The sequence below is a fragment of the Betaproteobacteria bacterium genome, from assembly GCA_009377585.1.
Lineage (GTDB): Bacteria > Pseudomonadota > Gammaproteobacteria > Burkholderiales > WYBJ01 > WYBJ01.
In genome coordinates, this window is record WHTS01000014.1 from 1 (window position 1) to 15,208 (window position 15,208).

The 15,208-nt window shown below is 64.9% G+C and carries 11 protein-coding genes; 8 read left to right on the forward strand and 3 right to left on the reverse strand.

Annotated features, from left to right (window positions below; translation table 11 throughout):
* Window positions 1-380: 380 nt before the first annotated feature.
* Window positions 381-1,289: a transglycosylase SLT domain-containing protein gene (locus GEV05_07120; protein ID MPZ43154.1), complete on the reverse strand. Its 909-nt coding sequence runs from the start codon at window positions 1,287-1,289 to the stop codon at window positions 381-383.
* 369 nt (window positions 1,290-1,658) lie between these two features.
* Between GEV05_07120 and GEV05_07125 the strand changes: the two genes are divergently transcribed.
* Window positions 1,659-2,684, forward strand: coding sequence for an LLM class flavin-dependent oxidoreductase (locus tag GEV05_07125; protein MPZ43155.1), 1,026 nt, complete (start codon window positions 1,659-1,661; stop codon window positions 2,682-2,684).
* 125 nt (window positions 2,685-2,809) lie between these two features.
* Here GEV05_07125 and GEV05_07130 read toward each other — a convergent pair whose 3' ends face one another.
* Complete coding sequence (locus GEV05_07130; protein ID MPZ43156.1) at window positions 2,810-4,471, reverse strand: tetratricopeptide repeat protein; 1,662 nt, start codon at window positions 4,469-4,471, stop codon at window positions 2,810-2,812.
* 471 nt (window positions 4,472-4,942) lie between these two features.
* Here GEV05_07130 and GEV05_07135 point away from each other — a divergent pair, with 471 nt between their 5' ends.
* The 7 genes from GEV05_07135 (at window position 4,943) to GEV05_07165 (ending at window position 13,994) form a co-directional block, all read left to right on the forward strand.
* Window positions 4,943-6,574, forward strand: coding sequence for a hypothetical protein (locus tag GEV05_07135; GenBank protein MPZ43157.1), 1,632 nt, complete (start codon window positions 4,943-4,945; stop codon window positions 6,572-6,574).
* Window positions 6,571-7,926, forward strand: a complete 1,356-nt coding sequence (locus tag GEV05_07140) for an MmgE/PrpD family protein (protein ID MPZ43158.1) — start codon at window positions 6,571-6,573, stop codon at window positions 7,924-7,926. The genes GEV05_07135 and GEV05_07140 overlap by 4 nt, the downstream gene beginning before the upstream one ends.
* Window positions 7,927-8,038: 112 nt before the next feature.
* Window positions 8,039-9,562 (forward strand): DHA2 family efflux MFS transporter permease subunit, encoded by a 1,524-nt coding sequence (locus tag GEV05_07145; GenBank protein ID MPZ43159.1) that lies wholly within the window; start codon window positions 8,039-8,041, stop codon window positions 9,560-9,562.
* Window positions 9,504-10,706, forward strand: coding sequence for a tripartite tricarboxylate transporter substrate binding protein (locus GEV05_07150; GenBank protein MPZ43160.1), 1,203 nt, complete (start codon window positions 9,504-9,506; stop codon window positions 10,704-10,706). Before GEV05_07145 ends, GEV05_07150 begins: the two co-directional genes overlap by 59 nt.
* A gap of 78 nt (window positions 10,707-10,784) precedes the next feature.
* Window positions 10,785-11,528 (forward strand): hypothetical protein, encoded by a 744-nt coding sequence (locus GEV05_07155; protein MPZ43161.1) that lies wholly within the window; start codon window positions 10,785-10,787, stop codon window positions 11,526-11,528.
* A gap of 19 nt (window positions 11,529-11,547) precedes the next feature.
* Entirely contained in the window at window positions 11,548-12,510 is a 963-nt protein-coding gene (locus GEV05_07160) for a tripartite tricarboxylate transporter substrate binding protein (GenBank protein MPZ43162.1), read from the forward strand.
* A gap of 509 nt (window positions 12,511-13,019) precedes the next feature.
* Window positions 13,020-13,994 (forward strand): tripartite tricarboxylate transporter substrate binding protein, encoded by a 975-nt coding sequence (locus GEV05_07165; GenBank protein MPZ43163.1) that lies wholly within the window; start codon window positions 13,020-13,022, stop codon window positions 13,992-13,994.
* A gap of 92 nt (window positions 13,995-14,086) precedes the next feature.
* Here GEV05_07165 and GEV05_07170 read toward each other — a convergent pair whose 3' ends face one another.
* Window positions 14,087-15,148: a phosphatase PAP2 family protein gene (locus GEV05_07170; GenBank protein ID MPZ43164.1), complete on the reverse strand. Its 1,062-nt coding sequence runs from the start codon at window positions 15,146-15,148 to the stop codon at window positions 14,087-14,089.
* Between the last annotated feature and the right edge of the window lie 60 nt (window positions 15,149-15,208).

Consider the following 15,208-nt stretch of genomic DNA (forward strand, 5'->3'; position numbering starts at 1 on the left):
GAGAGGAGGGGAAAGCGCTAGTCGAGTTTCACGCCGACCTCACGGAACAGCTTGCCGATCTTCGCGTAGTCGGCTTTCACGCGTTGGGTGAGCTCTTCCGATGGTGGTGGTGCGGGTTGAAGCACTTCGAGCTGTCCGTATCGTGGACATTATAACCATCAAGATGGCATCAGGATTGCGGCCGTCGTCACGGCCGCAATCCCATGAGCATTGCGCGAGGGAACGGCGGACTCGCCGCGAGGCGCAGCGGGACTATGCGATCCCGCTGACGTAGTGCGGCGCCGTTTCAGCGCACGCAGAAATGCTCACCCGTGTTGCAAGACCGATCTCGGCCCGGAACTTCGGGCTCGACGAGCCCTCGCAGGGCGCCTGCAGAACACTCACCGTTGAAAGCCGATAGTGTTCGTGGCGCCCCTGCGCAACGGGATCATCATGGGAGACGGCTCCACGACGCTCGGGTTGTACGGGTGAGTGTGCTTGCGGTACATCGACGTGATGCGCGCGACGTAATTGCGCGTCTCTTCGTAGGGCGGGATGCCCTGGTAGTGCTCGACGGCACGCTCGCCCGCGTTGTATGCGGCCAGAACCAGCTTGACGTCACCCTGGAAAAACGCCATCAGCCAGCGCAGATAGGCGAGCCCCCCCTTGATGTTCTCCGAGGGATTGAAAACGCTCTCAACTCCGAACCGCTCGGCCGTTTCCGGAATCAACTGCATCAGGCCCTGCGCGTTCTTTGGCGATACGGCGGCTGCGTTGAAACCGGATTCGACCGAGATAACCGCCATGACGAGCTGCGGGTCGATCGCGTATTGCGGCGCAAGGTGCTTCACGAGCACCGCGATCTCCCGAGGGGCCTTTGTAGCACGGTGCTTCACGAGCACCTCGATCTCCCGAGGCGCCTTTGTATCGAGTGCGACCCGATCTGGGCGTAAGCAGGGCGGAAGCTCGGTGTTCGGACGCGCCCGGACAAGCTGCAGGCGTCTGCGCGCGTATTCGTGACCTTGTTCGGCCGCCATCGCGAACAGGACGGCGGCGATCCCGGTGTCGCGCGCCACGCCCCGGCCGGTCGTATAAATCCAGCCCAGGCGGAACTGCGCTTCTGCATGGCCCAGTCTCGCGGCGCGACAGTAAAGCTGATTCGCCTTGTCGAAATTCTGTTCCCCGCCTTCTGCCTGGTCGTACGTTTGCGCGAGACGCGTCAATGCAGCGGGATCCTCCTTTGCAACCCGAGTCGTTTCGGTCGCTCTGTTCCCGTTTCCATGGACCGGAGGTGCGAACGATAAGGACATCAGTCCAAGGAAGAGAGCGGCTGAGATCGGCAGTCGATGCATCCTCGTGTCGTCGCTTCACGTTGAACGAAGAAAGTACGGGAGACGAACCAGCGGAACTTATACTGGATCGCTTTGCAACGAGGCGTTAAACAGATCACAGTGAAGAACAGGAGCGTATCCAAGCACTATTATTGAGCGGGAAGTTCATGCGGTATGGCATGATTCCGTCTCGGCGCTGTCGTCCCGCAGCGACTTCAAGCTCAGGTTGCCGAGGAACCTTGGTGCTGTGAAATGCCGGCCAGATTTTTGGCAGACCATTCCGGTTCCGCACCGGGATCGCGCCGTCGCCAAACAGTCGATAATCGATGACTTCGCCAGGGGCCGTTCATGACAGATATCCAATTCGGATTGATGATCCGAGGGCAGTTTCCGCAGGATGAAGACATGGGCGTGCGGTTCGAGGAAATGGTCGAGCAGGTGCGCCTCGTCGACCGTCTCGGCTTCGCGTCCCTCACCAAGGGGATGCACTACGCATCACATCCGCTGCAGGCACTCAATCAGATTGTCTTTCATTCGCGCATGGCGGCGGAGTCGCAGCGGCTGCGGCTCAACTTCGGGATCGTCCTGCTTGCCTTGCACAAGCCGCTGGATATCGCCGAGCAGCTCGCATCGCTCGATGTCATATCTCAGGGCCGGGTGATTTTCGGCGCCGCCCTCGGTTATCGGGAAGTCGAGCTGGCGGCCTTCGGTGTGCAACGCAAGGAGATCGTCCATCGGTTCAGCGAGAACATCGAAGCAATCAAACGGCTGTGGACCGAAGACAAGGTCTCCATGAAGGGAACCTACTTCGATCTTGTCGACGCCAACGTTTCCGTGAAGCCGGTTCAAAAACCACGCCCGCCGATCTGGATCGGCGCCAATGCGGACCCGGCCATCGAACGGGCCGCCCGGATCGGCGATTGCTGGTACGTCAATCCGCACAATCGGATGGACACCATCGAGCGGCAGATCGATGTCTACAAGCGCGCCCTCGACGCGGCCGGAAAACCCTTCCCGGCGGAGTTTCCCGGCCGGCGCGAGTGCTTCGTCGCTCGCACGCGCGACGAAGCCATTCGACTGTGCCGGCCTTATCTTGCCAAGAAATACGAGGTGTACCACGCCTGGGGCCAGGACAAGGCGATGCCGGAGGGGGACAACGATCTCGGCCTCGAATTCGACGAGCTCATCAAGGACCGCTTCTTCTTGGGCGGGCCGGACGAAGTGGCGCAACAGATCATCGACTACACGCGCAAGACCGGCATCAATCACCACATCCTGAGCTGTCAATGGCCAGGGATGCCACAGAAGCTGGTGTCGGATACGCTGCAGTTGCTGGCCGAAGAGGTCTTCCCTCGGGTGCGGCAGGGCCTGTGAGGTCCCTTATGATTTGGGTCATTCCCGCTCTGACGGAAGCGCCCTCTAGCGCACGCGGGAGCCCAGCGAATTAGGTCGTATCCCTGGATTCCCGTTTTCACGGGAATGACGCTGTCAGTGCATCCTCAGTGATGGCGGGCCGATTCGCCGCCGGACGAAGTGACTGCCGCGGACTTCGCCGAGCGCGCCCTTGCGTTGCTCGCCTGCTGAAGCCCTTCGAGCGACCACGTGTTCTTGGGGAAGCGCTTCAGGTCTTGCTTGAATGCCCGCTCGGCATCCGCGTAACGCCCCGCCTCGAGCAGTACCCGTCCCAGCTCCTGGCGTACCGGCACGCTCCATTCCGGCGGCTCGCCGTAGACGAGCTCGTCTTCGAGTTGCGCGGCCTTGTAAAGATGGCTGACCGCCGTCTGGCGATCACCCTTCGCCTGCGCGATGTGCCCGGCGAGCACCTCGGCGGCGATGCCGAGCATCTGACCCGACGTGTTGAATTCCAGACGCTCGGGAGCGAGCGACTCATCGTCGCGGGCGGCACGCACGCGCACTAGGTCGGATTCCGCGGCGGCAATCATGCCCTTTGCGGCATGCGCACGGCCGCGCGCGTAGTGCCACATGGCGCTCGCATGCTTCAGGTCCGCCTGCGGCCCTTTCGTCTGAAGAATCTCATCCCAGAGACCGAAGCGCACTTTCAACTGCAAGTGCCGGGTGAGATGGTTCTGGGTGAACAGCATGCCGGGGGCGCGCAGCATCTCGGGCGCAACCAGCGTCGCAATCTTTTCCGCCGCCGATATCGCCTGCTCCTGCCGCCCGATCATGGCTGCGGCGAAGGCGAGGAAATCGTAGTTGTGAGGATAGTAGCCCGCGACGTAGACGCCGGCGGCCGGGTTCTGGTCCCGGATGTAGCTTTCGTCGGCATGGATGGCGTGCTCGTTCGCCCTGATGGCATCGGCATAGCGACCCACCCGAACGTAGATGTGACCGGGCATATGCACGATGTGGCCCGCGCCGGGCATGAGGCCCACCAGCCGCTCGGCTGCCGCCACGGCGCGCTCGGGCTGTACCGCTTCCACGGCATGGATGTAGAAGTGATTGGCGCCGGGATGATCCGGGTTCGCCTTCATGACGTACTCGAGCTGAGCGAGAAGCTCGGGCGTGCTCTCGCGCGGCTTGCCGTCGCGCGTCCAGTAATTCCACGGAGACAGATCCATGAGCGCTTCGGCGTAGAGCGTGCGCGCCTCGAGATCTTGCGGGTGGCGGCGCACCACCTCGCGCAGCGCCTCGGCGTAAGCGCGATCGAGCGCTGCCCGGTCCTCGGGAGGAACCTCGGCGTATCGCGCTGCAAGGGCGTGAATGAGCGCCTGCTCCCTCGGGCTCGCATGGCCGGCTAGTGCGGCCGCCTTGCCGATCGCTGCAAACGCTGCGAGGGCCGCCTTGGCAGCCATCGGCGCGTTGATGTTCGGGCCGAGCGCGAGCGCGCTGCCCCACGGGCACATGGCGCACTTCGGGTCGAGCCGCGCGGCTTCCTCGAACGCACGGATCGCCTCCTGGTGATTGAAAGCGTAGTAGAGCCGCAGGCCCTGGTCGAAGTAACGCTGTGCCTGCGGGCTCTCGGTGGTGATGGCGTAATGGTGATCGCCGAGATTCCGATAGAGCGGGATGGCCGCCTTGGGCTGTGCGGTCGTACCGTGCAGCGCGGCGTGCGATTCCGAATGCGAAGAAGCGCCGAGCGGCCAGGCGAACGCGCATGTGGCGATGATCGTGACAACGTGGGTGGCAGCGGATCGGATCATAGAGGGTTCCTTTCTCATGAGCTCGAGCGGCAACATGCGCGCCGCGCTTCGATGAACCACGCGCCGTGAGCCGTGATGGCGGACTCGCGGCGAAAGCGACCGGTGCAGCCTACGCGCGCCGGGTATTCCTTTCATTTCCGCCCGAGCCTGATTTGTATCGGGCTTGTTTCAGGCGCCTGTCTATGGTCCTGTCCGAATGCTCGATTCAGACGCTCGTCGTACGTGCTGCCCGCCATGCTCGGGCCGCGCGCCGCTGCAGCGGCGCGCGGCGGCGATGATGCAGCCGCCCCTGGCGCTCGCTGCGCTATGATGAAGGCGCACTGCGAGCGAAGGAGGAGCCATGACCGAGATCGGTTCGGAACGCGAGCACGCTTGTCTTTCGGCGAAGGAAGCGGCGCAAATCCGGTTGAAAGTGCGCCGCGCATTCGCACAGCGGGCTAGCGCAATACCGCGTAGCGAGCGCGTGCGCGCATGAACACCATTCCGGTCCTGATCGTCGGCGCCGGACCGGTCGGGTTGAGTGCCTCCATTCTGCTCTCGCGCCTCGGCATCGCCTCGCGCCTGGTCGAGCGGCGCAAGAGCACGTCGATTCACCCCAAGGCGCGCAACATCAACATGCGCACGATGGAGATCTTCCGCCAGTGCGGCGTCGAGGACGCCGTGCGCGCCGCGGGGCTCCCCATCGAGCGCACGCGCTTCCTGATCTGGGCCGAGTCGCTCGCCGGACGCGAGATCGAGCGCCGCATCGAGCAGCGCTCGCACCCGGATGGTGAGATTCCCAGCGCAGCAAAGCACTGCCTGTGCGCGCAGGACGACCTCGAGGCCGTGCTGCGCCGACATGCCGAGGCGCTCGCCCCCGGCACGGCTGCCTTCGGCACGGAATTGATCCGCGTCGAGCAGGACGCCGGCGGCGTCACGGCGACGGTGCGCGATGCGAGCGGCGAAAAGCAGTTGCGGGCCCAGTACCTGATCGCCGCGGACGGCGCGCGCAGCCCCGTGCGCCAGGCGCTCGGCATCCCGATGCACGGTGTGCACGAGGTCTATCGCAGCGTGAACGTGCTGCTCAACGCGGACCTGAGGCCGTGGGTGCAGGACCGGCCGGCCGCGATCTACATCATCCAGCGCGACGATCTGCGTTGTACCTTCATGACGATCAACGGCGTCAACCGCTGGGGCTTTCTCATCAACCTGCCGCTCGACGCAGCCTTCGAGCCGTACACATCCGAGCGCTGTGCCGAGGTCGTGCGGTTGGCCGCGGGCGTGCCGGACCTGGACGTCGAGATCCTCGGCGTCGATCCATGGGTCGCCGCAGCCGAAGTGGCCGAGCGCTATCGCGTGGGACGCGTGTTTCTCGCCGGCGACGCGGCGCACTTGATGCCGCCCACCGGCGGTTTCGGCCTCAACACCGGTGTGCAGGATGTGCACAACCTCGCGTGGAAGCTCGCGGCCGTGCTGAACGGCCGGGCCGCGCCGGGTCTGCTCGACACCTACGAAGCCGAGCGCCGTCCTTTCGGTCAGTACGTCACTCAGCAATGCCTCGAGACCGCGTTCTCGATGGGTCGCGGCGCGCAGCCGGCTCAAGCCGCCGGCGCGCCGCAGAAGCTCGCGCGCCCCGAGTTCCATAACGAGCTGGGCATGATCTTCGGTGCCGCCTACGCGTCGGCCGCCGTGATCCCGGATGGCACCGAGCTGCCAGTGGTTGCCAATCCGGTGGCCGACTACGTCCCGTGTGCGCGGCCAGGCAGTCGCGCCCCGCACGTCTGGCTCGAGCGCGACGGGCGCCGCGCCTCCACGCACGACCTGATCGATTTTCGCTACACCGTGTTCGCAGGTCTCCGGGGCGAGGCATGGCGCGATGCTGCGACCGCAGCCGGCGAGGCGCTCGGCGTCCCGCTCCAGAGCCATACGGTTGGTAACGGCTCGGATTTGCGCGATCCCGCGCAGCGCTTCACGGCGGAGTACGACATCGAACCCGACGGCGCGGTGCTGGTACGCCCCGACGGTCACATCGCGTGGCGCCGGCGCTCGGGCAGTGCCGATCCGCGGCGCGAGCTCGAATCGGCGCTGCGCGCCATGCTGCATGGAGGAGAGTCGCCATCATGACCCATCTGACCACCCTGGCCCAATTCGTCGCCCGCACACCCGGCAACCGCATCCCGCCCGCTGCCATCACGCGGGCAGGACACGCGCTCATCGATGTGCTGGGCGTCACCATCGCCGGGAGTGTCGAGCCGGTATCGAAAATCATCGCGCGGCATGTTGCGGCCACTTCGCGCGGTAGCGCCACGGTGATCACGGGCGGCGCGCAAGTCAGTGCGGCCGATGGGGCACTGGCCAACGCCACTGCCGGTCATGCGCTCGATTTCGACGATTCGAATTTCGTGCTGGGCGAGCATCCCACCGTGACGCTGATGCCAGCGCTGCTCGCCGTCGCCGAGGAGCTCGGCAGCAGCGGACGCGAAATTCTCGAAGCGTATGTCATCGGCTTCGAAGTCGCCACGCGCCTCGCGCAAGCCGTGCACTTCGAGCACTATAAAAAGGGCTGGCATCCGACGGCGACCCTGGGCGTGTTCGGTGCCGCCGCCGCGGTGGCAAGGCTCTTGCGCCTCACCGAAGACCAGGTGCTCCATGCGCTGGCGCTCGCCGCCTCCATGGCCTCGGGCGTCAAAGCGAACTTCGGCTCCATGGCGAAGCCCCTGCAGGTCGGGCACGCCAGCCGAAACGGCGTGCTGTGCGCGCAACTCGCTGCCGCCGGATTCACCGCCAACCCGCTCGCGCTCGAAGGCAAGCAGGGCTTCTTCGAGGTCTACAACGGCGCGGGCCACTATCGCGCCGAGGCCGTCTCGAACTTCGGAGACGAGCTGGAGATCATGCGCTCGGGGCTCAAGTTCAAAAAGTACCCGTCCTGCGGCTCGACGCACGCGCCGATCGACGCGGCACTGGACCTCATACGTGGCGAGCCACTACGTGCGGCCGATGTCGACACCATCACGATCGCAATGAATCAGCGCCGCATCACGCACGTGAACCGCCCCAAGGTCAGCAACGGTCTCGAAGGCAAGTTCAGCATCCAATACACGCTCGCGGCGGCGCTTGCCGACGGCGCGATCAGCCTGCGCCATTTCAACGAAGAGAACGTGGCGCGTCCCGAATTGCAGCAACTGGTTGCCCGTGTGAATGTCGTGGGCGTCCCCGGCCTGGATTCGTTGTCGCAGCAATGCGGGTTGACCGTCAGGTTCAAGGACGGAAGCACGCGCTCGGTGCGACGCGAAGACGCCGAAGGCCGCGATTCGGATGAATTCGTACGCTATCTCGAACCGAAATTCGTCGACTGCGTCGAACAGGCTTACTCGCGGGAACACGCACGAGCGCTGTTCCGCGATCTCGAAGCGTTCGAGACGCTGACCGACATCAGGCCCGTCATGCGCAAGCTTGCAGGCGCGGCGACATCATGAGCAAGTCGTGAAGCGGTGCTGGCGGCGTGGCGCGCATCGATTGCGCGCCGCTGTCGAAGGACACTAGATCCCAGTGTCAACGGCAGCCCCATCACCTGACAACAAGTGGCTCGTGACAGTCGCCGGCATGGCCGGAGCGATCGCGATGATCATGTCCTCGACCATCGCCAACGTCGCCGTACCGACCGTGATGGGCGCCTTCGGGGTGGGGCAGGACCAGGCGCAGTGGCTGGCGACGGGGTTCATCGCGACGATGGTCGCCAGTCAGTTGCTGAGCGCCTGGTTCGTGCGCGCCCTCGGCGTGCGCGCCGCCTTCCTGTTCATCAATGGCGTTTTCTTCGCCGGTACCGCGATCGCATTCTTCAGCCCGACCTTCGAGATGCTGGTGCTGGGGCGCGTGCTGCAAGGATTCTCCGCGGGCATCGTGCAGCCGATGACCATGGCGCTCATCTTCATGCAGTTTGCGCCCAACCGTCGCGGACAAGCCATGGGTGTCCACACCATGGGCATTCAGATCGCGCCCATGCTCGGGCCCATGATCGGCGGCTTGATCATCGACAGCGTCGGCTGGCGCGAGATCTTTCTCGTCCCGGTACCGATCTGCGCGGTATCGGTGCTCCTCGGCATGCTCTATCTGCCGGGGCGCGAGGAGCAAGGAGCCTGGCCGAAATTCGACTGGCTGGGGTATTCGCTGCTGGTTGCGGCGATCGGGACCTTGCTCGCCGCCGGCGCGAACGGGCAGCGGTATGGCTGGGACTCGGACGCGATCGTGCTGATGGCGCTCATCGGCCTTGCCAGCGGCATGGCCTTCGTCTGGCTGCAGCTGCGATCGGCATCCCCGCTGCTCGATTTCTCGCTGTTCAAGATCCCGCAATTCACCGCGGCGGTCATCGTCGGATTCGTATTCGGCCTCGGCAACTTTGCGTCCAACTACCTGATCCCGGTAGCGGTGCAGGAGGTGCAGGGGTTGACGCCCTTCCTGTCGGGCTTGATGCTGGTGCCCGCCGGGTTCCTCGTGATAGCGGGCACGCCGATATTCGGCCGCATGGCCGACCTCTTTCCGGCGCATCGAATCGTGATTTGCGGACTCTGCCTGTTCGCGCTGGGCAACTACCTCATGAGCCGGACCGATGCGAACACCACCTTCGGCACTTTCGTCGTTTTGGTCATCATCGCCCGCTGCGGCATGGCGGTGCTCGTGCCCTCGCTCAGCATCTCGGCGCTCAACGTGCTCGCCACCGAGCAGCTGCACAGGGGCACCGGCACGATCAACTTCATCCGGCAGCTGGGTGGATCATGCGGCGTTACTGCGCTGGTCGTGTTCATCGAGCGGCGCACGGAGTTCCACGCCGACGCCATGGCGGCCACGCAGACCTCCGACAACACGACGAGCCAGGCGCTGCTCTCCAGCCTGAGCGCATTGCTGGCGGAAATGGGCGTGTCCGAGAACGTGCGCGGGCCCGCCGCGCTGCATTACCTGGGCGAGGTGATCGAGGCGCAGGCGAGCGCCCGGGGCTTCGGCGACGCCTTTTTGATGATCGCGATCGCGTTCGTGCTGGCGGTAATACCGGCCTGGAATCTGGGCAGGACGCGCAGGCGGCCGGTGGCGCGGCGCGAACAGGTGGCGCAACGCTAAGCAGGGATCACACGGAGCGGCGAGGCCGACACTGCGCGCAGCATGCCCCATCCAGGCTCAAGGCATTATCATCCACGACGAAGGCAGAGATTCGAACACGTCGATACCCGCACGCGGGCCGGCTGGACAGCGCCATTCTGCCCGTCATTGCGAGGAGTACAGCGTGAGATACAGAAAAGTGCTCGTACTGAGCAGCATCGTTGCATCCGTCGTGGCAGCCGCAGGGTCCGTGGGGAACGCCTCGGCTCAGAGCTATCCGACCAAACCGATCAGCATCATCCTGCCGTTCCCGCCCGGCAGCGGCAACGACACGGTGGCCCGCATCATCGGACCGAAGATCACCGAGCAACTGGGCCCGCCGGTGATCGTGGACAACCGTCCGGGGGCGGGCGGGGTGGTCGCCGCGGATGCGGCATCTCGGGCTGCCCCCGACGGCTACACGCTCTTCCTGCCCAGCTCGAGCGTCGCCATCAACATGCATTCGCCACGGGCGAAGTACGATCTGATCCGCGACTTCGCGGCCATATCGGTGGTCGGCAAGCTGCCCTTCGTGCTCGTCGTGCACGCCTCGATGCCCGTGAGCACGATCAAGGAGCTGGTTGCCCTGGCGAAACGCCGGCCGAAGGAGCTCAACTTCGCATCCAGCGGCGTCGGCGGTACGGGGCATCTGCTCGGAGAGCTCCTGCGCACCAGCACCGGCATCGAGATCACTCATGTTGCCTACAAGGGCAGCGCGGCGGCCTCGCGTGAGTTGATGTCGGGGCAGGTCCACATGCTTTTCACCAATATGTCGTCGATGGCGCCGCACGTGAAATCGGGGCGTCTGAAGGCGCTCGGTGTCTCGGGCTCGCAGCGTACCTCGGTCCTGCCCGATGTGCCGACCATGGCCGAGGCGGGCTATCCGCAGCTCGACATCGGTACCTGGTTCGCGTTGGTAGCGCCCGCAGCGACCCCGCGCGCGATCGTCGCCAAGCTCAATCAGTGCATGGTCAAGGTCCTGGGCATGTCCGATGTGCGCGCGCAGCTCGCGCGTCAAGGCGTGCAGCCGAGTCCGGGCACGACCGAGGAGGCCGCAGACTTCCTGAAAAAAGACGTCGCGCGCTGGGGCAAGATCCTCGAGGACGCCGGCATCACGCTGAACTGACACCGGTGTCCGCGCGATGATCGATGCGATCAAGCGAGCTCGAGACGGCTTGCAAAGTATGGAATGCAGGAGCAACCCATGATTCTCTCGATCCCCCCGATGCTGCCTCGTCCGGACAAGATACACGTCGTGCGCGACAACGAGACCGAAACGTGGCGCAGCGACTTCACCGAGCGTTGCGTCGGAACGCCGCAGCTGCTGCTGGTCGAGCAGCAAATCCCCGCCTCGGCCATTCTTCCTCACTATCATTGCATCGACCAGTTCCAGATCTTCATGGACGGGTCAGGCAAGCTCGGCAATCACCCGATCGAGCCGATCGCAATCCACTACACCAACGCGCACACTGGCTATGGCCCGATCGTCGCCGGTGAAGCCGGCATGTCGTACTACGTGGTGCGGCCGAGCTTCGATATCGAGGGATCGCAATACATTCATGTCCCGGCGGCCAGGGCACGTCTGCGGCCTGGCGGAAAGCGCTACCTGCTTGCCGAGCATGTACACACGCGCACGCTCGCCGACCTGCGGGCACTCGACAGTACGACGGTGGAGCGCGTGCTCGACGTCCCGCAGGATGACTCCGATGCCGGAGTATTCGCCGACATCGTTTGCATGGGGCCCGGGCAGCGGCACGAGGGGCCAGCGCCCGAGCTCGGCGGCGGTCAAGTGCACATCGTGCTGCAGGGCACAGTCGTCCACGCCGACACCGTTCTCGGCACGCGAGGCGCCGTGGCCGTTACACCGGACGAACCAAGCGTCACGGTGACCTCGGGGCCCGATGGTGCGCAGTTGATGGTCCTTCAGTACCCCAAGCGCCTGGGTTGACTGACCGGTGGAGGAATCGATGCGCGTTGCTGCTTGCTGGAGCCTTGTCGCGGCTGGTCTGACCGCGCTTGCGCATGCCGACGACTATCCCGATAGACCGATACGGGTCGTCGTAGGCTTCTCGCCCGGCGGCGGTGCCGATGCGGCAGCGCGAGTCGTGGGGCAAACGCTGCGTGAGCGCTGGGGACATCCCGCCGTGGTGGACAACCGTCCCGGTGCCGGCGGCAACCTCGCTGCGGACCTGGTCGCGAAGGCGAGCCCGGACGGCTACACGCTTCTGGTATCCAGCCCCGGGCCGATCGCCGTCAACCCGGCGCTCTATGGGCAGCTTCCCTACGACCCGCAGAAAGACCTTGCACCCGTCACGCTCATCGCCCAAGGCGCTAACGTGCTCGTCGTCCATCCCTCGATGCCGGCGACCAGCGTGAGCGCCTTGATCGAGCTCGCGAGATCGAAACCGCGAGGCTTGAACTACGCGTCGTCGGGTGTCGGCAGCACGCCGCATTTATGCGCGGAGCTCTTCAAGCTCGCTGCCAACATCAAAGGCACCCACGTTCCCTACAAAGGTGCAGGGCCGGCCGTCATCGATCTGGTCGCCGGTCGCGTCGATTTCATGCTGGTGTCGATCCCTTCGATTCTGTCGCAAGTGAAGGCGAAGCGACTGAAGGCTCTTGCGGTCACCTCGCGCGAGCGTTCCTCCGTGCTGCCGGAGCTGCCGACGTTGGCCGAGGCTGGTCTGCCCGGCTACGAAGCGACGGTATGGTGGGGTCTGTGGGCCCCTGCCGGCGCGCCGGCTGCCATCGTCAGAACTCTGAACACCACCGTCGTTTCCAGCCTGAAAGACGCCGCAGTTCGGGAGCGCCTGGCAAGGGGCGGAGCCGAGGTCGTCGGCAACTCAGCGCAGGAATTCGCGGCGTTCATTCGCGCCGAGACGCTCAAATGGTCGGACGTAATCAAGAAGGCCGGCATCCGACGCCAATAAAAGCAACGGCCAATCGTATCGATCTCGGCGAGCCGGGCGGAAAGCCGGTTTGCACGACCTGACCCCGTCGGCCGTGCAACAAGCAAGACCTGACCCCATCGGCACTGTCGCCGACGTCCGTTTACGGGTGACTCTCTGCCGTCCGCTCGACGCTCACCAGCTGACCGGATTGGCCGAATACAGACATCCCGCGCGGCTATACCGAATTTCGGAGATGGGTCGTAAGCCGACAGACGTAGCTCCGGCTTCGAGAGAGTCGGCGATCTCACTCCCTCTTTGGTTCGATGCCGAGTAGGTGTACGCTTCCGCGACTCTCCGTCCGCAACCGAGCCGGCGAGCCGCCGTTCACACTTCAAACTGTGAGCCCGCACCCCTTATAGTACACGGCTCATCGCTATTCGCGTTCGCCACGCCTTTCCAATCGGGATTTCACACGCAACTTCGAGCCGCTGTTTCCAGCCGTGACACGCGCCCTTTGCGCATGATCGTTCTGAACAGGAGGATCGACGATGTGGAACGTGCCCCTCGCAGTCGCGACCGTGTCGGCTGCAATCTTCAGCATTAATGCGCCAGCCGCGGTCCCGGACTACCCTAATCGCCCATTGCGCTACGTCGTGGCCACCGGTCCGGGCGGCGCATCCGACTTGCTCGCCCGCGTGATCGGCGCCGCCCTGTCGGAGAAGCTAGGTGTGCAGGTGGTCATCGACAACCGCCCTGGCGCGGGGAATACGGTCGGCGCGGAGACAGCGGCCAAGGCGTCGCCGGACGGCCATACGCTGCTCAGCTGCAACATCGCTTCGCTCGCCGTCGGCCCGGCGCTCTACCGCAATCTCAGCTACGATCCCGAGCGCGATTTCGCGCCGCTTGGCATGATCGCGAGCAATCCGAACGTGCTCACCGTCAATCCGTCGGTGCCCGCCACGACGCTTTCCGAGTTCATCGCACTGGCGAAATCCCGTCCCGGGAAACTCAACTACGCGTCGACCGGTGTGGGCACCTCGCCCCAGCTTTCGATGGAGCTCTTCCGCATGCAGGCCGGCTTTACCATCGGGCACGTGCCCTACAAGGGCGTGGGTGCGGCGTTGGTCGACCTCATGGGAGGCCGCGTCGAAGCGATGTTCTCCACCGTGCCCGCCGCGCTGGGATCGCTGCGGGGAGGCAAGGTGCGTGCTCTCGGCGTAACTTCGGCGCAGCGCGATATCGATGTGCCGGACGTGCCGACCTTCGCCGAATCCGGGTTGCCGGATTTCGAGGTGGTCTCCTGGCAAGGACTGTGTACCAACAGCGGAGCCCCGCAGGCCGCGCTCGAGCGGCTGCGCGGCACGTTGGCCGCCATATTGGCCCAACCCGATACGCGCAAGCGCATCGCCGATCATGGCTTTCGGCCGCATGTGCTGCCAGCTGATAAATTTGCGCTCTATGCGCGTGCCGAGCGCGTCCGGTGGGCCAAGCTCGTGAAGGCCATCGGCGTCGTGCCGAAGTAGCAACATCCGCCGCGGACCGCGCAGAACCGGGCACGTGCTGGCGCCGCGGTACACGGGAGTACCGCGGCACCCATCCGTCGGTACCGCATAGCTCACTGTACGGCTGCGGTCCTCGCCGGCGCGTCGGCCGCAATGGCGGACTGGCCGAGAAACTTCACCGCGGCCAGTTCGCCGATCTGCCTCCCCATGGCGGCGCCGACTTCGGTGGACGTGCGGTAGTGAATGCCCTCGTAGACGCGCGCGTCGGCCACCTCCTTGGCGAACGCGCCGACGCTCGTCCAGCGCCGCGTCACGCCTTTCGCAGTCGGGCTCGTCGTTGCCAACTCCGGCGCGGGACCGTCGCCGATCTCGGCTTGGAGAACCGCGGCCACGGCCGACGCGAGAATCGAGTGTGCGCTCGGATACTCGGGATGCAGCGGGTTGCCGATGAATGGAATCCAGGCAGCATCGCGATCGGTAGCGTCATTGCCGTCGAGGTCGCCATTGCGAATCGCGGTGACCGGGCGCCAGAAGTGGTAATGGTGGCCAAATCCAGGCCGGGCGAGCTCACGTTCGCAACACCCGGCGCGGGATCGGCGCCGCACTTGTCGGCGGAGCTCTTCAAGCGCATGGCCGGCATCGACATGACCCATGTTCCGTACAAAGGCATTCCTCCCGCCATTACGGATGTGGTCGGCGGCCGCGTGACGATGCTGTTCACCACCACCATTTCGGCGGCGCCGCACATCAAAGGCGGCAAGGTGAAGGCGCTCGCGATTAGCGCGGCGAAGCGGCTGGACACGATGCCCGATGTGCCGACCATAGGCGAGACACTCAAGGGTTACGAGGCCGAGGCATTTCAGGCGATGGTGGCACCAGCCGGCGTGCCGCGCGCCATTGTCGACAAGGTCGCGCGAGAAGTTGCCGCAATCGTGCGCCAGCCGGAAATCACCAAGACCTTCGCGGCATCCGGTGCTGTCGCCGTCGGCAGTACGCCGGCCGAGTTCGCTGCGTTCCTGAAAACCCAAATGGCAAAGTGGGGCAAGGTGATCAAGGAAGCCGGCATCCGGCTCGAACGTTGATCCATCCTGCACGTTCCCTGCAAGGGTAATGCGAGCGCGCATACCGATCTTGTGGCGGGCAACGTGGGAAAAGGTGACACGTGCCGCGGGCATCAAGCTCGATGCCACGCGCCAGGTGAAACCAGACGCCGCCGTCAAGGCGGCGTCGCATCG

What these genes read in the sequence shown, in the direction of transcription:
- GEV05_07170 (MPZ43164.1), bottom strand. Translation starts at nt 15,148, where the DNA reads ATGCCCGCGGCACGTGTCACCTTTTCCCACGTTGCCCGCCACAAGATC.
- GEV05_07125 (MPZ43155.1), top strand. Translation starts at nt 1,659, where the DNA reads ATGACAGATATCCAATTCGGATTGATGATCCGAGGGCAGTTTCCGCAG.
- GEV05_07165 (MPZ43163.1), top strand. Translation starts at nt 13,020, where the DNA reads ATGTGGAACGTGCCCCTCGCAGTCGCGACCGTGTCGGCTGCAATCTTC.
- GEV05_07155 (MPZ43161.1), top strand. Translation starts at nt 10,785, where the DNA reads ATGATTCTCTCGATCCCCCCGATGCTGCCTCGTCCGGACAAGATACAC.
- GEV05_07160 (MPZ43162.1), top strand. Translation starts at nt 11,548, where the DNA reads ATGCGCGTTGCTGCTTGCTGGAGCCTTGTCGCGGCTGGTCTGACCGCG.
- GEV05_07130 (MPZ43156.1), bottom strand. Translation starts at nt 4,471, where the DNA reads ATGATCCGATCCGCTGCCACCCACGTTGTCACGATCATCGCCACATGC.
- GEV05_07120 (MPZ43154.1), bottom strand. Translation starts at nt 1,289, where the DNA reads ATGTCCTTATCGTTCGCACCTCCGGTCCATGGAAACGGGAACAGAGCG.
- GEV05_07140 (MPZ43158.1), top strand. Translation starts at nt 6,571, where the DNA reads ATGACCCATCTGACCACCCTGGCCCAATTCGTCGCCCGCACACCCGGC.
- GEV05_07135 (MPZ43157.1), top strand. Translation starts at nt 4,943, where the DNA reads ATGAACACCATTCCGGTCCTGATCGTCGGCGCCGGACCGGTCGGGTTG.